The sequence below is a fragment of the Streptomyces sp. NPDC021622 genome, assembly GCF_040640795.1.
Lineage (GTDB): Bacteria > Actinomycetota > Actinomycetes > Streptomycetales > Streptomycetaceae > Streptomyces.
On record NZ_JBFACK010000006.1, the window covers coordinates 312,708 to 334,885 of the forward strand.

The window sequence follows — 22,178 nt, forward strand, 5'->3', positions numbered from 1 at the left end:
CATTTACGTCACCGCGTGCCGCTTCATGCCACCGCGCGTGCCGCCTTCACATCGCCGCGCCTGCCGCCTTTACGCCACCGTCAGTCCGTTCAGTCCGCCCGCGCCCCGATCTCCCGTGGCCGGCTGGTCGATGGCCTGGCGGATTCCGGTGGCGACCGCGGGATGCACGGGCAGGGCGAGGTGGCCGATGCCCGAGACGCGTACGTTCTCCGCGATCAGGTCGGGATGGTCGATGCAGGCCGTTTCCAGGGGGATCATCAGCCGGTCCAGGTCGCTCCAGAAGCTCACGAAGCGCGTGCGGCACTCCGGCGCGGGTTCGCGCAGCTCCTCGATCACATCTGAGCCGGGGCGCATCTGGCGCACGATCGGGTGCGCGTCGGCCAGCGGCACCACCCGTGTGCCCGAGTGCGGCGTACCGAGGGTGACCAGCGTGCGCACGCGCCGGTCGCCGCCCAGGCGCTGCGCGTAATAGCGGGCGATCAGACCGCCGAGGCTGTGGCCGACGATGTCGACCCGGGCGTGGCCCGTGCGCTCGCAGATCTCCTCTATGTGGCGGCCGAGCAGCTCGGCGGCGGTGCGGATGTCGCAGGTGAGAGGGGAGTAGTTGAGCGCCTCCACATGCTGGCGGCCGTGCTGGGCCAGGGAGCGGCGGAGCAGCACGAAGACGGAGCGGTTGTCGATGAAGCCGTGCAGCAGGACGACCGGCGGCCTGCTCTCGGTGGGGAGCCGGGGGGCTTTGGGGGATGACGGCGCGGGGACGGTCCTGCGTTCCGGCACGATGCCCGAGGGGTAGAGGAGGAGATGCCCGGTGAGGATCGCCAGCTCGAGTGCGGTCGCTTTCAGCAGGGTCAGGGAGAGTCCCGCCAGTCTGGCGGGGAGCAGCGAGCAGAGCGGGTGAAAGGGCAGGACCCTCGTGACGGTCATGGTCGACCTCCCGGTCGGCACGCAGGAGGACGGCTCTGTCCCCCGTGTGCCCGTAGCGGGGAGGCGCGGCGGAGGGCGGGCGGCGGCGCGTGGTCGGCGCCGGTGGCCTGCCCACCGGCGGCGCGATCGCCGATACGCCGCATCACCACGCCGCGCGGCTGACTGCGCGGTGGTGCGGCGTCCTCCTTGCGGCTCCCCTTGCGCCGTCCCGAATACGGTCCGTATACCGACGGATACGGGAGTGGCGCGCAGCGAACGTGTCCCTTTGTGTGATTTCCCCCTCGCTCTCCACCGTGAAACTGCCGGGTGAGAGATGCTGGAGATAACGTTCGTTCACTTCCCCGGCCGGTGCGGCACGGGGTGCCAGTGCTTGGACAGATGGATATCGGTACATGGAGGCAGTGATGGGTGTGGCAGCCGGTCCGATCCGCGTGGTGGTCGCCAAGCCGGGTCTCGACGGTCATGATCGCGGGGCCAAGGTGATCGCGCGGGCACTGCGTGACGCCGGTATGGAGGTCATCTACACGGGGCTGCACCAGACGCCCGAGCAGGTCGTGGACACCGCGATCCAGGAGGACGCCGACGCGATCGGTCTCTCCATCCTCTCCGGTGCGCACAACACGCTCTTCGCGCGCGTGATCGAGCTCCTCAAGGAGCGCGACGCGGAGGACATCAAGGTCTTCGGCGGCGGCATCATTCCCGAGGACGACATCGCCCCGCTCAAGGAGAAGGGCGTCGCGGAGATCTTCACGCCCGGGGCGACGACGGCTTCGATCGTGGAGTGGGTCCGGGCGAACGTGCGGCAGCCTGCGGGCGCCTGAGCGGTTCGCCTTCTTGGGGGTGCGGGCGGGGGTGCCGGTATTCATGGCGCCCCCGGTTTTGCCTGCCCCGGCCCTGGCTCTGGAGCTGATGTGCTCGGCGGATTCGCTTGCCCCGGCGTACGCGGCTCCACCCCCAGCTCCGCGCGCATCGCCGCGCGTAGGCGCAACGTGCTGACCAGGCGCTGGAACGCCTCCGACCAGTAGCCGCCGGCGCCGGGCGACGCGTCCTCCGGCTCGTCCGGGATCGCGGTGAGCACGTCGAGCCGGACCGCCTCCGCCGGGTCGAGGCAGCGCTCCGCCAGGCCCATCACGCCGCTGAAGCTCCAGGGATAACTCCCCGCGTCCCGCGCGATGTTCAGCGCGTCGACCACGGATCGCCCCAGGGGCTCCGACCAGGGCACCGCGCAGACGCCGAGCAGCTGGAACGCCTCCGAGAGGCCGTGCGCCGCGATGAACCCCGCGACCCAGCCGGCCCGTTCCTCGGCGGGCAGCGTGGCCAGGAGTTTCGCGCGCTCGGCGAGCGACGCCGCGCCCGGTCCCGCCGCGTCGGGCGACGCGGGGGCACCGAGGAGCGCCCGGGACCAGGTCGCGTCGCGCTGCCGCACGGCGGCTCGGCACCACGCCGCGTGCAGCTCGCTCCGCCAGTCGTCGGCCACGGGCAGCGCCACGATCTCGGCGGGGGCTCGGCCGCCGAGCCGCTGCGGCCAGCAGGCGAGAGGGGCCGCCTCCACCAACTGGCCCAGCCACCACGACCGTTCACCCCGGCCGGCGGGTGGCTTCGGGACGACGCCGTCGCGCTCCATGCCCGTGTCGCACTCGTGCGGGGCCTCGACAGTGAGCGTCGGTGTGCTCTTCGTGCCGTTCGCATGGTCGATGGCCACGCAGGATGTGGCCCGGTCCGCCATCCGCGCGGCGAGGGCGGACGAGGGGAGCGCGGAGAGCAGCTCGGCCGCCGTGGCACGGACGTTGCGGCTGCGGTCGGCGAGTGCCTGTTCCAGGAACGGCTCGTCGGCGTCGCAGAGCCGCGTACGCAGCGAGTCGAGGAACATCAGGCGGTCCTCCGCCCGCTCCGTGCCCCAGGTGGTGGCGAGCAGGGCCCGCGCGGCGGCCGGGTCGTGGGCCCGCACCGACGCGAGCAGGGCGACGCGCTCGGCGAACAGGCCCTCCTCCCAGAGCTGTTGGACCTGCGCGGTCTCCTCCGGGGCGGGCAGGGCCACGCCGCCGCCGGGAGTGGAGCGCAGCGCGAACTTCCAGTCGGGGTTGAGCCGTGCTAGCCACAGCGCGCGCGGGCCCGCGAAGGCGAGGGCCTGCGGCCGGAGGTCCGTGCGCCCACGGGCCGCGTTCAGGAGCGCAGGAAGCAGCTCCGGGGGTGCCGCGAAGCCCCGTTCGTTGGCCAACGCCAGCCACTGCGGCAGCAGTTCCATCAGATCGGGCACCGCGCCACGGCGTCCTCCGCTGCCCGCTCCGGGGTGATCGGTGAGCAGGGTGGCGAGGCGGCGCCGGGCCGTGGGCGGCACGCAGGGCCTGGGATCGTCGGCGGCGGGCTCGGGCGGCGCGGCGGCGGGCGCGGGGCGCAGGCCCGCTCTGCGCCGGAGGGTCTGCACGGCGGCCGCGTCCAGGAGCGCGGTCGGGGCGTCCTTGCCCGGTGCGTGTACGGGGGGTGTGCGGCGGTCGGTGCCGAGGAGCGCGGCGGTCACCAGCTCCTCCCAGGGGGTGGCGGCGGCCTCGTCGAGCGGGGTGGTGCCGGTCATGAGGTCCCTTCTTGTGAAGTAAGCGCCTTTGAAATGCCTGCTCTTGGAGTACGTGATGCTGCGCGGGCGGCAGCGGTGGCGCGAGGTGCGGTCAGCACAGCGGCACCGCTTCTCCTGTTCCCTGCGGCCAGGCCGTCAGGGGAGTGAAGCCCTGGTGGCCACATTCGCCGAACACCGTCACCGGAGCGCCTCCGGAGAGTGCGACCAGGCGCCACAGCCCAGGTCTGGACGTCGCGGACGGGGTGATGGGCAGGGCAAGTGCCCCTTCCGCGTCCGCCAGTTGCCAGCCGTCCGCGTGCGGGGTCGGTATCACCTCGCGCAGCGTCACCGGCCAGGAATCCAGCCACGGGTCAAGGCGCAGCGCCTCTCCGTAGCAGGACGTCGCCCGCGCCGTGCTCACACCGGGCGGCCGGGCCGCCGTGGGTGCCGGCGCCGCGAACTGCTCGCCCAGGTCCGTGCGCAGCTGCCCTGCGCCCGGGTGGGCGGTCAGCTCGGCGTCCAGCGCAAGGCCGACCGGAAGCGAGAGCGCCGGGGCGCGGCCCGCGGCTCCGTACGAGAGAAGCAGGGCCGTGCGCCCGCACTCCGTGCCGTGCAGCCAGATACGGCGGGTGGTGAGCTTGCTGTCCGCCGTGTCGTACTGCGCGAGCACCAGCCAGCTGTCCCGTACCGGTGGGCCCTGCGCGGGCGTGGGCAGGCCGATGCGGGAGCGGACGGTGCCGGCCAGCGCGTCCGGCAGCCGCTCGCGGTGCAGCCAGCCCTGGTCGAGGAGGTGGAGCAGCGCGCACTCCTCCAGCATCCGCACCGGCCAGCCGGGCCCGGAGGACGGTATGGACCCCAACTCCCGCACCCGCGCGGCAAGTCCGGGCGCCTGCGCGTCGACCATCCGGGCCGCCGTCTCCTCCCACAGCCCGTACCCCGTCTGTTCGGCGGCCGCTATGCCGCCGCGCAGCAGATCGGAGAGGCGCTGCTCAAGCTCCGTCGCCCCCGCCGTGACCCGCTCGGCCCGCCGCTCCGCCCTGCGGCGCGCGGCCTCCGGATCGGCGGGCGCGGGCGAGCCCGGCTCCGCGGCCGGGCCCTGCTTCGACTCCGCTCTTTTACGGCGCGCAGAGAGCCACTCCCGCGCCCATTCCGGCGGCTGCGCATCGGGCACCCTTCCATCCGCCCCCGTCGTCCAGAGCAGCAGCAGCCCGAGCGCGTGCTTGCACGGGAACTTGCGGCTCGGACAACTGCACTTGTACGCCGGTCCCGCCGATCCGGTGATGTCCGTGATGTCCACGACTGTCTGATACGGCTTGCTGCCGCTGCCCTTGCACAGCCCCCACACAGCCCCCTCGCCCGAACTGCCTGCCTCCGACCACGGCCCGGCGATGCCGAGCCTGCTTCCCGCCTTGCGTGACGGGGCATCAGGTGCCAATGCAAGGACCTGATCCGCCGTCCAGCGCACCCCCTGCTGAGTCATGTCTTCGACGGTAGGTCCCGCCACTGACAATCGACCTGACGCTCGACATCCGTGCAGGTCAGAGGCGTTCGGAGGTCGATTGTCAGTGGCGTGGTGCACCGTTGGAAACACATCCGGGCCAGACACGTCCGGACGAGCTGGAGGGGGATCGCTCCATGACTGTTTCCGTCGACGAGACGACGACCGACAACCAGTCCGCAGCCGCGTCCGCGAAGGCGGGGGAGGTGCTGCGGCCGCACGCCGAGCACGCCTTCGCGGCCGAACTCGCCGCGCTGGCCGCGCAGGACGACCGGCCCCGGCCCGCCCGCTGGCGGCTTTCGCCCTGGGCCGTCGCGATGTATCTGCTCGGCGGCACGCTGCCGGACGGAACGGTCATCACGCCGAAGTACGTGGGCCCGCGCCGCATCGTCGAGGTCGCAGTCAGCACCCTCGCCACCGACCGTGCACTGCTGCTGCTCGGTGTGCCCGGCACGGCGAAGACCTGGGTGTCCGAGCATCTGGCGGCCGCCGTCAGCGGCGACTCGACGCTGCTCGTGCAGGGCACGGCCGGCACGCCGGAAGAGGCGATCCGCTACGGCTGGAACTACGCGCAGCTGCTCGCGCACGGCCCCAGCCGCGACGCGCTCGTGCCCAGCCCCGTCATGCGGGCCATGGCCGACGGCATGACGGCGCGGGTCGAGGAGCTGACCCGCATCCCCGCCGACGTACAGGATTCGCTGATCACGATCCTGTCGGAAAAGACCCTGCCCATACCGGAGTTGGGTCAGGAGGTGCAGGCCGTGCGCGGCTTCAACCTCATCGCCACCGCCAACAACCGCGACCGCGGGGTCAACGACCTGTCGAGCGCGCTGCGCCGCCGCTTCAACACGGTCGTCCTGCCGCTGCCGGAGAGCGCGGACGCGGAGGTCGACATCGTCTCGCGCCGCGTCGACCAGATCGGGCGCGCGCTCGATCTGCCGGCCGGGCCCGACGGTATCGACGAGATACGCCGCGTCGTCACCGTCTTCCGCGAGCTGCGGGACGGCGTCACGGCCGACGGACGTACGAAGGTCAAGTCGCCCAGCGGCACGCTCTCGACGGCCGAGGCGATCTCCGTGGTCACCAACGGCCTTGCCCTGGCCGCCCACTTCGGGGACGGCGTGCTGCGGCCCGGCGATGTCGCCGCGGGCATTCTCGGCGCGGTGGTCCGCGACCCGGCGGCGGACCGGGTGATCTGGCAGGAGTACTTGGAGGCGGTGATCCGTGAGCGTGACGGCTGGAAGGACTTCTACCGCGCGTGCCGCGAGGTGAGTGGGTGACGGATGTCGGCGGGGTCCGAGGTGAGAGGCGAAAGGGGGTGCGGACATGAGTGACGAGGTGCGCGGGGGCGTGGAGCCGGGCGGGGGTGCGGAGTTGGGCACGGAGGCTGAGGTGGGGGCAAAGGTGAAGGCAGAGGTGAAGGCAGAGGTGGGGGTGGAAGCGGAGTTGATCAGTGGTGCGGAATGCGGCGAGGCCGCCGTGGCTCGGGGGCGTTCGGGGGAAGGGCCGCTGCTGCTCGGTGTGCGGCACCACGGGCCGGGGTCGGCGCGGGCGGTGCGGGCCGCGCTTCAGGAGGCCGCTCCCCGAGTGGTGCTGATCGAAGGGCCGCCGGAGGCCGACGCGTTGGTGCCGCTCGCGGCGGACGAGGGGATGCGGCCGCCGGTCGCGTTGCTCGCGCATGTAGTGGACGAGCCGGGCCGCTCGGCGTTCTGGCCGCTCGCCGAGTTCTCTCCGGAGTGGGTCGCGATCCGGTGGGCCGCGGGGGCGGGCGTTCCGGTGCGGTTCATGGATCTGCCGGCGGCGCATTCGCTGGCGCGGGCGGAGGGCTCGGCGGATGCGGACGTGGATGCGGACGCTGACCTGGACGCCGACGTGGACGCGGTGCCGATCGATCCTTCCCCAAGCTCTCAACTCCGTTCGACCAGGGGAGACCCCATCTCCCTGCTCGCCGAGACCGCCGGGTACGACGATCCCGAGCGGTGGTGGGAGGACGTCGTGGAGCACCGGGGCACGGGCGGCGACGTGTTCGCGCCGTTCGAGGCGCTCGGCGAGGCCATGGGGGTGCTGCGGGAGGAGTACGGGAGCGGCGGGGACGACCGGGACCTGGTCCGCGAGGCGTATATGCGGATCCAACTCCGGGCGGCACAGCGGGAGTTCGGTGGCGATCGGGTTGCCGTCGTGTGCGGGGCCTGGCATGTGCCCGCGCTGCGGCAGAAGGTGACCCTGGCGGCCGACCGTGCGCTGCTCAAGGGGTTGCCCAAGGTGAAGGTCGACATGACCTGGGTGCCCTGGACGCACCGCCGGCTGGCCCGGGCGAGCGGGTACGGGGCGGGGATCGCGTCGCCCGGCTGGTACGGGCATCTGTTCAGCGTGCCCGACCGGCCCGTCGAGCGCTGGCTGACCAAGGTCGCGCGGCTGCTGCGCGACGAGGACAGGATCGTGTCGTCCGCGCACGTCATCGAGGCGGTGCGGCTCGCGGACACGCTCGCCGTGATGCGGGGGCGTCCGCTGCCGGGGCTGACCGAGACGACGGATGCGGTCCGGTCGGTGCTGTGCGAGGGCTCCGACGTACCGCTCTCCCTCGTGCACGACAAGCTCGTCGTCGGGGACGTCCTCGGGGAGGTGCCCGAATCGGCGCCCGCGGTGCCGTTGCAGCGGGACCTCACGCGGCTGCAGCGGAAGCTGCGGCTCAAGCCGGAGGCACTGGAGCGGGAGTTGGAGCTCGATCTGCGCAAGGAGACGGACGCGGCACGCAGCAGGCTGCTGCATCGCCTCCGGCTCCTGGGGATCGGCTGGGGCGAGCCGGCCGAGTCGCGGGGGAGCACGGGTACGTTCCGGGAGACCTGGCGGTTGCGGTGGGAGCCGGAGCTTTCCGTGCGGGTGGCGGAGGCGGGGGTGTGGGGGACGACGGTCCTGGCCGCGGCGAGCGCGAAGGTCGAGGCCGAGGCGGTGGGGGCGGGGGCGCTGGCCGATGTGACCTCGCTTGCCGAGCGGTGTCTGCTGGCGGAGTTGCCGGATGCGTTGCCCGTGGTGATGCGGGTGCTTGCGGATCGGGCGGCGTTGGATGCGGATGTCGGGAACCTTGCGCAGGCGTTGCCTGCGTTGGTTCGGGCCCTCCGTTATGGGGATGTGCGGGGTACGGGGACGGCTGCGTTGGGTTCTGTGGCTGTGGGGCTTGCTGAGCGGGTGTTTGTGGGGTTGCCCCCTGCGTGTGCGGGGCTTGATGAGGACGCGGCCTTTGTCATGCGGGGACACGTTGACGCGGTTCACCAGGCGGTGGGGCTGTTGGGGGAGTTGGACCTTGCGCCTGGTTCATCGGTGCCCGGCAGTGAGGCGTTGTGCCCACCCTTCCCCAAGCTCTCGGCTTCGCTCGAGCAGGGGAGACCCCACTCGCCGTGCGGAACGCCTGCCCACAACGCGGCCGGCCACGACGAGGGCGGGACGCCTGGCCGCAGCGTGAGTGGGGGCGGGCATGGTTTGAAGCTGCGGTGGTGGGGTGTGCTTCGGGTGTTGGGGGAGCGGGAGAGTGTTGTTGGGGTTGTGCGGGGGCGGTGTGTGCGGATTCTCATGGATTGTGGGGAGTTGGGGGAGGGGGAGGCCGCTCGGTTGATGGGGCTTGCTCTGTCTCGGGGGAATGAGCCCGCTGAGGCCGCTGCCTGGATCGAGGGGTTCGTCGGGGGTGGGTCCGGGGGCGGCATGTTGCTCGTGCACGACGAGCGGTTGCTGGGGCTTGTCGACGAGTGGTTGAGCGGGGTTTCTGACCAGGGCTTCACCGATGTGCTGCCGTTGCTGCGGCGCACGTTCTCCGCCTATGAGCCGGGCGTGCGGCGGACGTTGGGGGAGTTGGTGCGGCGCGGGCCCTCGGCCGGTGGCGGCGGCGCGTCGGCTGTGGACGGGGGCATACCCGGCTTCGGGAGCGATCTTGATGCGGAGCGTGCGGATGCCGTTCTGCCGGTGGTGAGCCTGTTGCTCGGGGTCGGGGTCGGGGTCGATGGCAGTGGCGAGCTTGTGGGGGTGGGCCGATGACGCGGGGCGCGGCAGCAGGAAGCGTGGAGCAGGGCGCGGGCGGGGACCCCGCCGCCGAGCGGTTGCGGCGGTGGCGGCTGGTGCTCGGCGGGGAGTCGGCCGACGGCACGGGGTGTGCGCTCGGCGGGCGGGACGCGGCGATGGACGGTGCGCTGACCGCGCTGTACGGCGGTGGGGAGGAGAAGAAGGGCCGGGGGCGGGAGCGTTCGGCGGGGCTCGGGGCGTCCGCGCCGTCCGTGGCGCGCTGGCTCGGGGACATCCGGACGTACTTCCCGTCGTCCGTCGTCCAGGTCATGCAGCGTGACGCCATCGACAGGCTCGGGCTCTCCACGCTGCTCCTGGAGCCGGAGATGCTGGAGGCCGTGGAGGCCGACGTACACCTGGTGGGGACTCTCCTCTCCCTCAACAAGGCCATGCCCGAGACGACCAAGGAGACCGCGCGGGCCGTCGTGCGCAAGGTGGTCGAGGACCTGGAGAAGCGGCTCGCCACACGCACCCGCGCCGCCCTCACCGGCGCGCTCGACCGCAGCGCCCGCGTCAGCAGGCCGCGCCACCACGACATCGACTGGAACCGCACGATCGCGGCCAACCTCAAGAACTATCTGCCGGAGTACCGGACGGTCGTGCCCGAGCGGCTCATCGGGTACGGGCGGGCATCGCAGTCCGTGAAGAAGGAGGTCATCCTCTGCATCGACCAGTCGGGGTCGATGGCCGCGTCGGTCGTGTACGCCTCGGTGTTCGGCGCCGTGCTCGGGTCGATGCGGTCCATCAGCACCAGGCTCGTCGTCTTCGACACGAATGTGGTCGATCTGACCGATCAGCTCGACGATCCGGTGGATGTTCTGTTCGGTACGCAGCTGGGTGGCGGTACCGACATCAACCGGGCGCTCGCCTACTGCCAGTCGCAGATCACCCGCCCCGCGGACACGGTCGTCGTCCTCATCAGCGACCTCTACGAAGGCGGCATACGCGACGAGATGCTGAAGCGGGTCGCGGCGATGAAGGCGTCCGGCGTGCAGTTCGTGACGCTGCTCGCGCTGTCCGACGAGGGGACCCCCGCATACGACCGCGAGCACGCGACGGCGCTCGCGGCGCTCGACGCACCGGCGTTCGCGTGCACCCCGGATCTCTTCCCCGAGGTGATGGCGGCGGCGATCGAAAGGCGCCCTCTTCCCATACCGGACATGAATACGCATCGGTAACAGGAGACTTGCGCGATGGCGGGCGGCCCGTGCGAGGATCGGCGGGCTTCACTCCCGGAGCATCGCGCTCAGCGTCGAGTTCCGTGTCCCGCCCCGCCCAGCAGAGGAACCACCTCATCTTGACCTCCGCAGCAGTCGTTCTGCCCGATGCCGCTGTGCGCATGGTGCGCGCGGTGGCCGGGCGGCGTGCGCTGCAAGTGGTGCTGCTGCTCGCGGGGTTGCTCGCGCTCGGCTTCCTCTGCGGTGAGCGGGCGCAGGCGGCCGATGGGCTGCCGGCCCCGGATCGCGTCGAGTCCGCGCGGTCGGCCGACACGGCGGTGCGCGAGGAGTCGGCGGCTGCGGCGGGGCCCGACGGTTCCGCCGAGCCGGTCCGTGAATCGGCCCGCGCCGCGCAGACGACGGTGCGCGAGGCTCCCGGTGAGCTCGCCGCCGGCGCCCGTGCCGGTGTCGATGCCGCCGGGCCCGTTGTCCGTGGCGTACACGATGTCGCCGTGAACGGGGTCGTGCGTCCGGTCGTCGACGAGGTCACCGGACTTCTCGTCGGCGCCCCGGAGCGGGTGCTGCCGGACATGCCCGAGCTTCCGCGGCCCGGCACCGGGCTCGGTGACGGCGAGGATGCCGACGGCGGTACCGGAGCAGATGCGCCGGACAGTGCCGCCGATGCGCGCGGCGGTCAGAGCGAGGCGAATGGCCGGGCGCACGATGGGCGGAAGTCCCGTGCGGCGAAGGCCGAGTCCTCGTACGGCAGCGGTGATGCGTACTCCGTCGGTCGGCTGACGCGCGGTGACGGTTCCTGGGGCGGCGACGTCTCGGGAAGCGCGCTCCGCGGCGGGCACGAGCCGCTTCCCGCGCCCGGTGGTCCGGTGCGGACGCTGGGCGGGCCTTCGGCCGGTGACGGAAGCTCGACGCGGCACGGCGATCCGGGCGCCGCATCGGGCGCAAGCCGTGCGCCGGTGCGGCTGCTTGCCGGCGCCGGGGCCTCTCAGGTCTCCGCGTCCCTCCGCGACAGACACCGGGACATTCCCGAATTCCCTGGCTAGGGCAGCCCTTTCCCCGCGATGACCTGCCGCGCGGGGGCGGAACAGGTCTGCCCGCCGGTCCCCGGACGGTTCCGGACATCCCCGGAACATCCCCTGACCGGATCCACAGCCAGAGTTCGAATTCGAAGGATCTGACGCAAGCATGAACAAGAACATCCGCCGTTCCATCGTCATAGCCGCCGGTGTCACGGGTGCCTGGGCGCTCGGTTCCACCGTCGCCAGCGCGGACGAGCTGCCGCAGCACTCCATCGCCCTGCCGGACCAGGCGTCCGACGCGGTCGAGGACGTCTCGGTCGAGGACGTCTCGGTCGACGACGTCTCGGTCGACGACGTCAAGGGCGACGCCGCCGAGGCCAAGGCCAAGGCCAAGGCCGAAGCCAAGGGCAAGGCCAAGTCGACCGTCGCGGACGCGAAGTCCACCGTCGCCGACGTGCGCGCCGCCGCCCCCAAGGCCGACCTCCCCCAGGTCGACGCCCCCGCCGTCAGCACCCCGGACGTCCGCACCCCCGAGGACTCCGTCGACTACCTCTTCGGCCCGCTCTCCGCCTTCGCCCCGGAGCTGGAGAACACCACCGCGACGGCCAACACCACCGCCACCGCGGCCACCACCACCGCCACCCCGATCGTCGACGAGACGGCCACGGCCGTGCTGCCGCCCGTCGCCGCCACCGCCGTCGACGGCGTCGTGCCGGTCGCGGGCCAGGCGGCCAACGACGTCACGTACCTGGCGCAGGGCGTCGTCGGCGATGTCCAGCCGTTCGCCGGTGGGGTCGTCGGCGAGGTCGGGCCCTTCGTGCAGGGTGTCGTCGCCGATGACGTGCAGCCCTTCGCGGGCGGTGTCGTCGGCTCGGTCTCGCCGCTCGTGCAGACCGTCGCCGACCAGGTGCAGCCCGTCGTCCAGGGCGTCGGCGGCAGCGCCGACCAGCTGGCGTACGGCGTGACGGGCGACGTGCGGCCGTTCGCCGGTGACGTCGTCGGCCAGGTCTCGCCGTTCGCGCAGGACCTGACCGGCACCGTCGCCCCCGACGCGCAGGCGCTCGCCGGCAACGCCGTCACCGGCGCCCAGGGCGTGACCGACTCGGTCGCCCCGAGCTACCTGCCGACGTACGAAGAGGCGTACAACGCGACGTACAACGCGACGTACAGCACCACCCAGGGCGCGACGTCCGGCATCTGAGGCACAGAAGAACAGCGCAGAACCGCGAGCACCTGATCGCGGAAGCGACAGCCGTACGGCGGTATCCGTGCCACCGCTGGCCTTACCCGTCGTATCAGCCGTAACAGGCGCAAACGGGCGGCCCCTGGATCCACAGGGGCCGCTCACCTCGGCGTTCGGGCGGTTGTGAGGATGAGGCGAGGGCGGGATCTGTGACAGTCATCACCGCCCAAATGTGATCCGCGATTTAGGGACCCGCCTCCCTCGGCGATAACCTGCGAGACGGACATGCCGCGTACCGGACTCCGTCCTACGCCTCCCTTGTGACAGCGCAGTCACGTTGCCCTCCGCGGCACGCCCACGCAGACAGCTGACACCAAAGCAGCGAGATCGCAGCGAGATCACGGAAAAGGGACGGACGCGCGTGGACCTGTTCGAGTACCAGGCGAGGGACCTCTTCGCCAAGCACGGTGTACCGGTGCTGGCCGGTGAAGTCATCGACACGCCTGAGGCGGCGCGCGAGGCCACCGAGAAGCTGGGCGGCAAGTCGGTCGTCAAGGCGCAGGTGAAGGTCGGTGGCCGCGGCAAGGCCGGCGGCGTGAAGCTGGCCGACAACCCGGACGAGGCCGTCGCTCGCGCGACGGACATCCTCGGCATGGACATCAAGGGCCACACGGTCCACAAGGTGATGATCGCCGAGCTTTCCCCGGAGATCGAGGCGGAGTACTACGTCTCGTACCTCCTCGACCGCACCAACCGCACCTTCCTCGCCATGGCGTCGGTGCAGGGCGGCATGGACATCGAGGAGGTCGCGGAGAAGACCCCCGAGGCCCTCGCGAAGGTTCCGGTCAACGCCGTCGAAGGCGTGAACATCGAGAAGGCCCGCGAGATCGTGGCCCAGGCGAAGTTCCCGGCCGAGGTGGCCGAGGGTGTCGCCGAGGCCATGGTGACCCTGTGGGACACCTTCGTCGCCGAGGACGCGCTCCTCGTCGAGGTCAACCCGCTGGTGAAGACCAAGGACGGCCGCATCCTGGCCCTGGACGGCAAGGTCTCGCTCGACGAGAACGCCGACTTCCGCCAGCCCGACCACGAGGCGCTCGAGGACAAGGACGCAGCCAACCCGCTCGAGGCTGCTGCCAAGGCCAAGAACCTCAACTACGTCAAGCTCGACGGCGAGGTCGGCATCATCGGCAACGGCGCGGGTCTCGTCATGAGCACCCTCGACGTCGTCGCGTACGCCGGTGAGGCGCACAACAACGTCAAGCCGGCCAACTTCCTCGACATCGGCGGCGGCGCTTCGGCCGAGGTCATGGCGAACGGCCTGGAGATCATCCTCGGCGACCCGGACGTCAAGTCCGTGTTCGTCAACGTCTTCGGCGGCATCACCGCGTGCGACGAGGTCGCCAACGGCATCGTCCAGGCGCTCGAGCTTCTCAAGTCCAAGGGCGAGGAAGTCACCAAGCCGCTGGTCGTGCGCCTCGACGGCAACAACGCGGAGCTGGGTCGCAAGATCCTGAGCGACGCCAACCACCCGCTCGTGCAGCGTGTGGACACCATGGACGGCGCGGCCGACAAGGCCGCCGAGCTCGCGGCCGCGAAGTAAGGGACGAGGGACAGAACAGCCATGGCTATCTTCCTCAACAAGGACAGCAAGGTCATCGTCCAGGGCATGACCGGTGCCACGGGCATGAAGCACACCAAGCTCATGCTGGGTGACGGCACGAACATCGTCGGCGGCGTGAACCCGCGCAAGGCCGGCACCGAGGTCGACTTCGACGGCACGTCCGTGCCGGTCTTCGGCACGGTCAAGGAGGCCATGGAGGCCACGGGCGCCAACGTCTCCGTCCTCTTCGTGCCGCCGGCCTTCTCCAAGGCCGCCGTCGTCGAGGCGATCGACGCCGAGATCCCCCTCGCGGTCGTCATCACCGAGGGCATCGCCGTCCACGACTCCGCCGCCTTCTGGGCGTACGCGAAGTCGAAGGGCAACAAGACCCGCATCATCGGCCCGAACTGCCCCGGTCTCATCACCCCGGGCCAGTCGAACGCCGGCATCATCCCGGGCGACATCACGAAGCCGGGCCGCATCGGCCTGGTCTCGAAGTCCGGCACGCTGACGTACCAGATGATGTACGAGCTCCGTGACATCGGCTTCTCGTCGGCCGTCGGCATCGGTGGCGACCCGGTCATCGGTACGACGCACATCGACGCCCTCGAGGCGTTCGAGGCCGACCCCGACACCGACCTGATCGTCATGATCGGCGAGATCGGCGGCGACGCCGAGGAGCGCGCGGCGGACTACATCAAGGCCAACGTGACGAAGCCGGTCGTCGGCTACGTCGCGGGCTTCACCGCCCCCGAGGGCAAGACCATGGGCCACGCCGGCGCCATCGTCTCCGGCTCTTCTGGCACCGCACAGGCCAAGAAGGAGGCCCTTGAGGCCGCCGGGGTCAAGGTCGGCAAGACGCCGACCGAGACCGCCAAGCTCGCGCGGGCGATTCTGGCCGGCTGAAGCTTGACCTAGCTGTTGAAGGTGGGCCCGCATCTCTTTTTTTGAGGTGCGGGCCCACTCTTTTGCCTGCGGGTTCGTCGTGGCTTGTCGCGCCCACGCGGCGGAGCCGCAAATGTCACAGCCCCGCGCCCCTAACGGGGCGCCTACTCCGCCTGTGGTGTCAGGCGTTCCGGGCCGCTTGAGAGTTCGTTGCGCAGCTTGCTGTGGAGGGACTGCTCCTCGTACGACAACGGGGCCGGGCCCATTCTCGGCGGGACTCCGTTGATGGCCTTGCCCGGGGACTGCGGGGGCTCGTAGTGGGTGGGGGCCGTGCGCAGGGTCAGGGCCGTCGCGCCGATGATCAGGGCCGTGAAGGCGATCGCGGCGCGGGTCCAGAGGCGGGCGCGGTGTTCGCTTCCGGTGCGCACCCGGTCCGCCTTCGGGGGCTGCAGTTTTTCTGCCTTGCAGAGTTCGCTCAGACGCCGGTGCAGGGCGTCCGGGGTCGCCGCGAGCTCCGGGATCTTCTCGATGATCGTCTCGTGCGCGCGCAGCAGCCGGTTGGCCGTCGCGGGCGTGCTCGCCTCCGTCTCGGCCGCCGTCTCGGGCAGGTCGAGGCCGACGCCGTCGTAGAGCAGCAGGGTGCGGCGCTGTGCGGGCGGCAGGCTCATCAGTACGTCGAGGAACGCGCGGTCGGCCGGTTCGGCGGGCGGGGCGTCCGGGTGCCGGTGGGCGGGGCGCAGGCGGTGCCAGGGCGACATGGCGTACTCGTACGCCGCCGCGCGGACCCAGCTCGCGGGGTCGCGGTCGACCGCCACCTCGGGCCAGCGCTGCCAGGCGAGCTGGAAGGCGCGTTCCACGGATTCCTGGGCGAGGGTGCGGCGGCCGGTGAGGAGGTAGGTCTGGCGGACCAGGGCGGGGGCGCAGGCCGCGCAGAGGGCGTCGAAGGCTTCCGCGGGGGTGAGGGTCTTGGCGGGCGGGGGTTCTGGCGTGGCTACCGCCACTGCGTGGGGCGTCGGCCTGCCGTTGCTCTTGGCGGTGCTCGGCAGGGTGCCTTGTGCCCGCCCTTCTCCAAGCTCTCGGCTTCGCTCGAGCAGGGGAGACCCCACTCGCCGTGCGGCAGAGGCGGCCGGCTGTTGCTCCTCTGCGAACGTCGCCAGGAGTTTGGCGTAGATGTCGCGTCTGCGGCCGCGTGGGGTGGTGCGGCCCGATTCCCAGGAGCGGACTGTTTCCTTGGTGACGCCCACTTTTGTGGCGATCTCCGCCTGGCTCAGGGACTTTGCCTCGCGCAGTCGCCGGCATTCCTTGGGGGACGGCAACGGGGTAGCAGGGCTCTGGGTCATGTCGGACTCTCCGCGCCGGGGGCCGTGTGCCGTCGTGCGGTGGGCAGCGGGGCGCAGCTGATCCGCCGTACGAAAAAGTACATAAACGTATCTTGAGCGACACATCGGGCATTCGCCTGTTACAGGGAGAAAGCGCGTGTCGTTGGGAGCATGGCGGCGTGACTCAAATCACCCACCGCAGCTCTTCGTTGCCGCCCCTGATGCCGCCGTTGGAGCGGGCGCGCGGCCGCTCACCCGGATTGGCGACCTGCCTGTTCGGCGGGGCGGTCGCGGCCGGGCTCGGGCTCGGTTCGTTCGCCGTCCTGGTGATGGTGCTGTGGATCAGCTCGCCCTATCCGGACAGCGGGCCCGGCGGGGCGCTGCATGTCGCGGCCGCGGTGTGGCTGACCGCCCACGGCACGGAGCTGATCAGGACGGACACGCTCTCCGGGGTGCCCGCGCCGGTCGGCGTGACCCCGCTGCTCCTGATGGCGCTTCCGGCCTGGCTTGTGCACCGGGCGGCGCGGGACGCGGCGGATCCGGAGGGGCGGGCGATGGCGGTGCGGACCGCGTGGTGCGGGGTGGTCGGCGGCTATCTGCTGGTGGGTACGGCGGCGACGCTGTACGCCGCGGGGGGTGAGCTGCGGCCGTCGTGGGTGAGCGCGGCCGTGCAGGTGCCGCTGGTGGCGGCGGTCGCGGGGGCGGTGGGCGTGTGGACGGCGCACGGGCGGCCGCGCCAGCCGCTGCCGGGCCTGGTGACGCGTGCCCTGGGCGCCCTTCCCGAAGGGGTACGTCCCTTCTTCGTACGCCGATACCTGCCGGCCGTCACGCGGGCAGCGGCGGCGGGGGCGGCGGTGCTCGTCGGCGGTGGCGCGCTGCTCGTGGCGGCGTCGCTCGTGCTGCACGGAGGGCTGGTCCTGGAGTCGTTCGCGCAGGTCACGGACGTGTGGCCGGGGCGGTTCGCGGTGCTGTTGCTCGCGGTGGCGCTGGCGCCGAACGCGGCGGTGTGGGGTGCGGCGTACGGGCTCGGGCCGGGCTTCGCGCTGGGTACGGGGAGTGTGGCGGGGCCGCTCGCCGTGGGTGCGGGGCCGCTGCTGCCGGCGTTTCCGCTGCTGGCGGCGGTGCCGGGGGAGGGGCCTGGGTCGCCGCTGACCTGGGCGGCGGGGGTGGTGCCGGTGGTGGCGGGCTGCGCGGTCGCGTGGTTCACGGTGCGGGCGGCGGCGCCTGCGTACGGGGAGCGGGACGAGGCGTGGTCGCGGGGGTGGACGGCGCTGGTCGCGGGGGCGGCGGCGGTGCTGTGCGGGGTGGCTGTGGCGGTGCTTGCCGCGCTGGCGGGTGGGCCGATGGGGGTGGCCGTTCTCGCGGAGTTCGGGCCGGTGTGGTGGCAGGCGGGGGGTGCGGCGGTGGCCTGGACCGCGGGGATCGGGGTGCCGGGGGCGTTGGCCCTGCGGGCGTGGAGGCTGCGGGCTGCTCTGCGGTGGGTTCGCTTGCCCCGCGTGCCGTTGCCTCGTCGCCGGGTCGCTCCTGCATCGGAGGCTGCCGCTTCGCCGCCCGCGGAGTTCGAGCCGTACGACTTCCTGCCGGGCGGCGGCGACTGGCACGGGGACGCCGCCCGCGAGTCCCGCTGGACCGCGCTACGGGAGGCGGGGGAGGGCTCTCCCCCTCCCCCCTGAACCATCGACACCCGGCGGTAAGGGCTGTGCCCACCCGTTCCGCCCTGCGGAACGCCTGCCCACAGCGAGGGTGGGCGCCGCTGGGTAATCGCGTGGGTGGGCGGGAAAAGGGCGACCGCCGAGGGGATCAGTCCCGGTCCGCGAGCAACGGCCGCAGCTCCTCCGGCAGGAGCTCCTCGCAGGACTGCTTCGACGTGGTCGTCAGTGCGTCGTTCACGCACGTGTAGTAGTCCCGGTACACCAGCTGCGCGGCAAACGTCGCCGCCACCATCGCCAGCGCGAGCGAAGCCGTCACCAGGCCGCTGATCGCCGCGGTCGTCTGCGGCTTCGTGCTCGAGGCGTCGGCCGCAGGCCCCTGCTTGGCGGGAGCGGGGGCGGCGGTGGGAGCCGGAGCCGTCGGGTCCGGAGCCTTCGGCTTCGCCCGCAGCGAGCTGATGCCCCAGTACAGCGCCAACGCACCCAGTAGCAGCGCGACGTACCGCCAGCCGAAGAGCGCGAAGAAGAAGGCCCACATGCCGGAGAGCAGCGCGTAACGCGCGCGGCGCTGGGCCGGGTCGGTCGGGTCCCAGCGCATACCGGAGCCGGAACCCGAGCCGGAAGGACCGTCGGGGCCGGAGCCCTGCTGGCCGGGCCGCTCGCCGAAGCCGCCCTGGGAGCGGCCGGGCTGCCGGTCGCTCCACTGGCTGCCCCAGGGGGAGTTGCCCTGGTCGGGAGAGTCGCCGCCGTTGCCGGGGCGCGGGCGCCACGGCTGGTCCGGGGTGCCATCGGGCGGCGGCGCGAAGGGGTTGTCGTCCTTCTTGTCGCCGGAGGAGCCCGACGACCCCGACGACCCCGAAGAGTCCGAAGAGCCGGAGTCCTGGGAGTCCTGCGGCGGGGACGACGGGCGGCCGTCGCGCAGCAGCGTCGAGCCGCGCTCCCCTCCGTGCGTCAACCCGAACGCGAAGGACAGCGGGAGGCGGAGGCTACGGTCCGGCATCAGGTGTGCGTCTTCCCCTTGGTCGAGCGAGCTGTGTACGAGCTTCGGCAGCGGCATGGCGCCGTGGCACAGACGCTACCTCCCGGCCGCGCCCCCGTCCCGTGAGGGGCGCCTCCGTGTGCCGGTATCGTTGCTGACGGTCGGCCGCTTCGTAGAGTTCCCCGTATCGCGGGGCACGAAGCCTTTGTATGACCGTACAAAGCTGCCGTACAGAGCCGCCGTACAAGACGCACCTCCCGAGAAAGGGCCCCGCTGTGGCCAAGAGCCCTGTGGCCAAGCGCCTCGTCGTGCTGGTCTCCGGATCAGGCACGAATCTGCAGGCTCTGCTCGACAAGATCGCGACGGACGGGACGGCGGGCTACGGAGCCGAGATCGTCGCCGTCGGCGCGGACCGCGAGGGCATCGCGGGTCTCGAGCGGGCCGAGCGGGCCGGGATCCCCACCTTCGTGTGCCGGGTCAAGGACCACGCGGACCGCGCCGCGTGGGACGTGGCGCTCGCCGAGGCCACGGCCGCGTACGAGCCCGACCTGGTCGTGTCGGCCGGGTTCATGAAGATCGTGGGGAAGGAATTCCTCGCACGGTTCGGCGGCCGGTTCGTGAACACGCACCCCGCCCTGCTGCCCAGCTTCCCCGGGGCCCACGGTGTGCGCGACGCGCTCGCGTACGGCGCGAAGGTCACGGGATGCACCGTCCACTTCGTCGACGACGGCGTCGACACCGGCCCGATCATCGCCCAGGGCGTGGTCCCGGTCGGGGATGAGGACGACGAGAGCGCTCTGCACGAGCGCATCAAGGAAGTCGAGCGAAGGCTGCTCGTCGATGTCGTGGGGCGTCTGGCCCGTAACGGCTACCGCATTGAGGGACGAAAGGTACTTATCCCGTGACCGCCGAAGGTACGCACGGTTCGCAGCGCCCGATCAAGCGCGCGCTCATCAGCGTCTATGACAAGACCGGGCTCGAGGAGCTCGCGCGCGGGCTGCACGCCGGCGGCGTCGAGCTCGTCTCGACCGGTTCGACCGCCGCGAAGATCGCCGCCGCCGGGGTGCCCGTCACCAAGGTCGAGGAGCTGACAGGGTTCCCGGAGTGCCTGGACGGCCGGGTCAAGACGCTGCACCCGCGCGTGCACGCCGGGATCCTCGCCGACCTGCGCCTCGATGACCACCAGCGGCAGCTCGCCGACCTAGGCATCGAGCCGTTCCAGCTTGTCGTCGTGAACCTCTACCCCTTCAAGGCGACCGTGGCGTCGGGCGCGACGCCCGACGAGTGCGTCGAGCAGATCGACATCGGCGGCCCCTCGATGGTCCGCGCCGCCGCCAAGAACCACCCCTCGGTGTCGGTCATCACGAGCCCTTCCCGGTACGCCGACGTGCTCGCCGCGGTCCGTGACGGCGGTTTCGACCTGAGCGCGCGCAAGCGTCTGGCCGCTGAGGCGTTCCGGCACACCGCCGAGTACGACCTCGCGGTCGCCTCCTGGTTCGCGGACGACTACGCCGCCGACGGCTCGCCCTTCCCCGAGTTCCTCGGCAGCGCCTACGGCCGCAAGAACGTCCTGCGCTACGGCGAGAACCCGCACCAGAACGCGGCCCTCTACGTCGACGGCCATGGCGGCCTCGCCGAGGCCGAGCAACTGCACGGCAAGGAGATGTCGTACAACAACTACACGGACACGGACGCCGCGCGCCGTGCCGCGTACGACCACGCCGACCCCTGCGTCGCGATCATCAAGCACGCCAACCCGTGCGGCATCGCGATCGGCGGGAACGTCGCCGAGGCGCACCGCAAGGCGCACGCCTGTGACCCGCTCTCCGCGTTCGGCGGTGTGATCGCCGTGAACCGTCCGGTCACCAAGGAGATGGCCGAGCAGGTCGCCGAGATCTTCACCGAGGTCATCGTCGCGCCCGAGTACGAGGACGGCGCCCTCGAAGCCCTCACCAAGAAGAAGAACATCCGCGTCCTGCGCGCCCACCGGGCGCCGGCCGGCGCGGTCGAGGTCAAGCAGATCGACGGCGGCGCGCTGCTCCAGGTCACCGACCGGTTGCAGGCCGACGGCGACAACCCGGCCAACTGGACGCTGGCCACCGGCGACGCCCTGAACCCGGGCGAGCTCGCCGAGCTCGAGTTCGCCTGGAAGGCGTCCCGCGCGGTGAAGTCCAACGCGATCCTGCTCGCCAAGGACGGCGCCTCGGTCGGCGTCGGCATGGGCCAGGTCAACCGCGTCGACTCCGCGAAGCTCGCCGTCGAGCGGGCGGGCGCCGAGCGCGCGCACGGTGCGTACGCCGCGTCCGACGCCTTCTTCCCGTTCCCCGACGGCCTGGAGATCCTCACCGATGCGGGCGTCAAGGCCGTTGTCCAGCCCGGCGGTTCGGTCCGCGACGAGCTGGTCATCGAGGCCGCGCGGAAGGCCGGAGTGACGATGTACTTCACCGGTACGCGGCACTTCTTCCACTGACCTCGCCGCTCACCACAACGGGCCCTGCCCCCCTCAAGAGGGGGGCAGGGCCCGTTCGTTGACCGCTCGCCTCAGTAGCGGGGGCGGGCGAACCAGGCGGTGCCGCTGGGCACGACCGGCGCGATCGTGATGATGACGGCGAACGTCACCCAGATCAGCGGGCCGATGATCGCGGTCGCGAACCCGGAGTCGAGGCCGACGAAGAGGCCGATCAGACCGACGACGCCGCCGAGCGCGCCGTAGACGACCGTGGTGATACGGACGCCCTGGCCGCCGCGGCTGAACTTCACGCCGAGCGTGATGGACAGGGTCCCGAGGGCGGCCGCGACGAGAGCGGCGATGATCGCGATGCCGGCGACCGCGTCACCGGCGTCGCTCATGCCGCTGAGGCCCAGGTCCTCGCCGCTGTCGCCGGCGTCGCTCGCGATCGCACCCAGGTAGAGGTAGACGATCGCCAAGATGATCTGCACCGCGGAGATCAGGAACAGGAACACGCGGGCCGTCACGAGGAGCCCCGGCATCGACTGCGGCATCATGTTGCCGCCCGGGTAGCCGGGGTAGGCCGGCTGCTGCGGGTAGCCGTAGCCCTGCTGCGGCGGGACGCCCGGAGGGGCCTGCTGGGGATAGCCGTATCCGGGAGCGGCCGGGGGCTGCTGGGGCGGCTGCCCGTAAGGGTTGTTCGGGTCGCCGTAACTCATGGCGGTCTTCCTCCGTCGGGTAGTGCGGGGACGACGCGGCACATCACGGAGGAAGTTCTACAGATGCGGTCCGTCCCCCCGACACTGCCCGCGGCACTGTGCCGCCAATCGTTCTTTAGGCCGGGCTTATTTGTCCAGCCGCATTCCGTATGTGTTGTGCAAGTGCAACAGAGCTGGT

The 22,178-nt window shown here is 71.7% G+C and carries 17 protein-coding genes; 11 read left to right on the forward strand and 6 right to left on the reverse strand.

Going from position 1 to position 22,178, the window contains the following annotated elements:
- Positions 1-69: 69 nt before the first annotated feature.
- Positions 70-924 (reverse strand): alpha/beta fold hydrolase, encoded by an 855-nt coding sequence (locus AB0G47_RS14750; protein ID WP_360768706.1) that lies wholly within the window; start codon positions 922-924, stop codon positions 70-72.
- A 404-nt stretch (positions 925-1,328) separates the two neighbouring features.
- Here AB0G47_RS14750 and AB0G47_RS14755 point away from each other — a divergent pair, with 404 nt between their 5' ends.
- Positions 1,329-1,745, forward strand: a complete 417-nt coding sequence (locus AB0G47_RS14755; protein ID WP_266870102.1) for a cobalamin B12-binding domain-containing protein — start codon at positions 1,329-1,331, stop codon at positions 1,743-1,745.
- Positions 1,746-1,786: 41 nt separating this feature from the next.
- On the opposite strand, the gene AB0G47_RS14760 is transcribed toward AB0G47_RS14755, so the two are convergent.
- Together AB0G47_RS14760 and AB0G47_RS14765 are read right to left on the reverse strand one after the other, a co-directional pair.
- Positions 1,787-3,496 carry a DUF5691 domain-containing protein gene (locus AB0G47_RS14760; RefSeq protein WP_360768710.1) on the reverse strand — a complete coding sequence of 570 codons (1,710 nt, stop codon included), beginning with the start codon at positions 3,494-3,496 and terminating at the stop codon, positions 1,787-1,789.
- Between the two features lie 91 nt (positions 3,497-3,587).
- Positions 3,588-4,955, reverse strand: a complete 1,368-nt coding sequence (locus AB0G47_RS14765) for an SWIM zinc finger family protein (protein ID WP_360768713.1) — start codon at positions 4,953-4,955, stop codon at positions 3,588-3,590.
- A 155-nt stretch (positions 4,956-5,110) separates the two neighbouring features.
- Between AB0G47_RS14765 and AB0G47_RS14770 the strand changes: the two genes are divergently transcribed.
- The 7 genes from AB0G47_RS14770 (at position 5,111) to sucD (ending at position 14,906) form a co-directional block, all read left to right on the forward strand.
- Positions 5,111-6,253: an AAA family ATPase gene (locus tag AB0G47_RS14770; protein ID WP_360768716.1), complete on the forward strand. Its 1,143-nt coding sequence runs from the start codon at positions 5,111-5,113 to the stop codon at positions 6,251-6,253.
- Positions 6,254-6,299: 46 nt separating this feature from the next.
- On the forward strand, positions 6,300-8,999 hold the full coding sequence (locus tag AB0G47_RS14775; protein WP_360768719.1) for a DUF5682 family protein: 2,700 nt from the start codon (positions 6,300-6,302) through the stop codon (positions 8,997-8,999).
- Positions 8,996-10,201 carry a VWA domain-containing protein gene (locus tag AB0G47_RS14780; RefSeq protein ID WP_360768721.1) on the forward strand — a complete coding sequence of 402 codons (1,206 nt, stop codon included), beginning with the start codon at positions 8,996-8,998 and terminating at the stop codon, positions 10,199-10,201. The genes AB0G47_RS14775 and AB0G47_RS14780 overlap by 4 nt, the downstream gene beginning before the upstream one ends.
- A gap of 119 nt (positions 10,202-10,320) precedes the next feature.
- Positions 10,321-11,241 (forward strand): hypothetical protein, encoded by a 921-nt coding sequence (locus AB0G47_RS14785; RefSeq protein ID WP_360768724.1) that lies wholly within the window; start codon positions 10,321-10,323, stop codon positions 11,239-11,241.
- Between the two features lie 142 nt (positions 11,242-11,383).
- On the forward strand, positions 11,384-12,418 hold the full coding sequence (locus AB0G47_RS14790; RefSeq protein WP_360768726.1) for a hypothetical protein: 1,035 nt from the start codon (positions 11,384-11,386) through the stop codon (positions 12,416-12,418).
- A 403-nt stretch (positions 12,419-12,821) separates the two neighbouring features.
- Complete coding sequence (gene sucC, locus AB0G47_RS14795) at positions 12,822-14,000, forward strand: ADP-forming succinate--CoA ligase subunit beta (protein WP_360768729.1); 1,179 nt, start codon at positions 12,822-12,824, stop codon at positions 13,998-14,000.
- Between the two features lie 21 nt (positions 14,001-14,021).
- The gene (gene sucD, locus AB0G47_RS14800) at positions 14,022-14,906 is read left to right on the forward strand and encodes a succinate--CoA ligase subunit alpha (protein ID WP_360768732.1); all 885 of its coding nucleotides are present in this window, start codon (positions 14,022-14,024) and stop codon (positions 14,904-14,906) included.
- 143 nt (positions 14,907-15,049) lie between these two features.
- Here sucD and AB0G47_RS14805 read toward each other — a convergent pair whose 3' ends face one another.
- On the reverse strand, positions 15,050-16,225 hold the full coding sequence (locus AB0G47_RS14805) for a helix-turn-helix domain-containing protein (RefSeq protein ID WP_360768734.1): 1,176 nt from the start codon (positions 16,223-16,225) through the stop codon (positions 15,050-15,052).
- Between the two features lie 200 nt (positions 16,226-16,425).
- Between AB0G47_RS14805 and AB0G47_RS14810 the strand changes: the two genes are divergently transcribed.
- Positions 16,426-17,877: a DUF6350 family protein gene (locus AB0G47_RS14810; RefSeq protein WP_360769037.1), complete on the forward strand. Its 1,452-nt coding sequence runs from the start codon at positions 16,426-16,428 to the stop codon at positions 17,875-17,877.
- 127 nt (positions 17,878-18,004) lie between these two features.
- Here AB0G47_RS14810 and AB0G47_RS14815 read toward each other — a convergent pair whose 3' ends face one another.
- Positions 18,005-18,853 carry a hypothetical protein gene (locus AB0G47_RS14815; protein ID WP_360768737.1) on the reverse strand — a complete coding sequence of 283 codons (849 nt, stop codon included), beginning with the start codon at positions 18,851-18,853 and terminating at the stop codon, positions 18,005-18,007.
- A gap of 254 nt (positions 18,854-19,107) precedes the next feature.
- Here AB0G47_RS14815 and purN point away from each other — a divergent pair, with 254 nt between their 5' ends.
- Positions 19,108-19,737: a phosphoribosylglycinamide formyltransferase gene (gene purN / locus AB0G47_RS14820; RefSeq protein ID WP_360768740.1), complete on the forward strand. Its 630-nt coding sequence runs from the start codon at positions 19,108-19,110 to the stop codon at positions 19,735-19,737.
- Positions 19,734-21,302, forward strand: coding sequence for a bifunctional phosphoribosylaminoimidazolecarboxamide formyltransferase/IMP cyclohydrolase (gene purH, locus AB0G47_RS14825; RefSeq protein ID WP_360768743.1), 1,569 nt, complete (start codon positions 19,734-19,736; stop codon positions 21,300-21,302). The genes purN and purH overlap by 4 nt, the downstream gene beginning before the upstream one ends.
- Positions 21,303-21,373: 71 nt before the next feature.
- Here the strand turns inward: purH and AB0G47_RS14830 are convergent, their stop codons facing one another.
- On the reverse strand, positions 21,374-22,000 hold the full coding sequence (locus AB0G47_RS14830) for a hypothetical protein (protein WP_360768746.1): 627 nt from the start codon (positions 21,998-22,000) through the stop codon (positions 21,374-21,376).
- Between the last annotated feature and the right edge of the window lie 178 nt (positions 22,001-22,178).

Excerpts from the sequence above, each read along its gene's own strand:
- AB0G47_RS14780 (WP_360768721.1), top strand. The coding sequence starts at position 8,996 with ATGACGCGGGGCGCGGCAGCAGGAAGCGTGGAGCAGGGCGCGGGCGGG.
- AB0G47_RS14775 (WP_360768719.1), top strand. The coding sequence starts at position 6,300 with ATGAGTGACGAGGTGCGCGGGGGCGTGGAGCCGGGCGGGGGTGCGGAG.
- sucD (WP_360768732.1), top strand. The coding sequence starts at position 14,022 with ATGGCTATCTTCCTCAACAAGGACAGCAAGGTCATCGTCCAGGGCATG.
- AB0G47_RS14755 (WP_266870102.1), top strand. The coding sequence starts at position 1,329 with ATGGGTGTGGCAGCCGGTCCGATCCGCGTGGTGGTCGCCAAGCCGGGT.
- AB0G47_RS14765 (WP_360768713.1), bottom strand. The coding sequence starts at position 4,955 with ATGACTCAGCAGGGGGTGCGCTGGACGGCGGATCAGGTCCTTGCATTG.
- AB0G47_RS14770 (WP_360768716.1), top strand. The coding sequence starts at position 5,111 with ATGACTGTTTCCGTCGACGAGACGACGACCGACAACCAGTCCGCAGCC.
- AB0G47_RS14830 (WP_360768746.1), bottom strand. The coding sequence starts at position 22,000 with ATGAGTTACGGCGACCCGAACAACCCTTACGGGCAGCCGCCCCAGCAG.
- AB0G47_RS14810 (WP_360769037.1), top strand. The coding sequence starts at position 16,426 with ATGCCGCCGTTGGAGCGGGCGCGCGGCCGCTCACCCGGATTGGCGACC.
- AB0G47_RS14790 (WP_360768726.1), top strand. The coding sequence starts at position 11,384 with ATGAACAAGAACATCCGCCGTTCCATCGTCATAGCCGCCGGTGTCACG.
- AB0G47_RS14805 (WP_360768734.1), bottom strand. The coding sequence starts at position 16,225 with ATGACCCAGAGCCCTGCTACCCCGTTGCCGTCCCCCAAGGAATGCCGG.
- AB0G47_RS14760 (WP_360768710.1), bottom strand. The coding sequence starts at position 3,496 with ATGACCGGCACCACCCCGCTCGACGAGGCCGCCGCCACCCCCTGGGAG.
- AB0G47_RS14815 (WP_360768737.1), bottom strand. The coding sequence starts at position 18,853 with ATGCCGGACCGTAGCCTCCGCCTCCCGCTGTCCTTCGCGTTCGGGTTG.
- AB0G47_RS14750 (WP_360768706.1), bottom strand. The coding sequence starts at position 924 with ATGACCGTCACGAGGGTCCTGCCCTTTCACCCGCTCTGCTCGCTGCTC.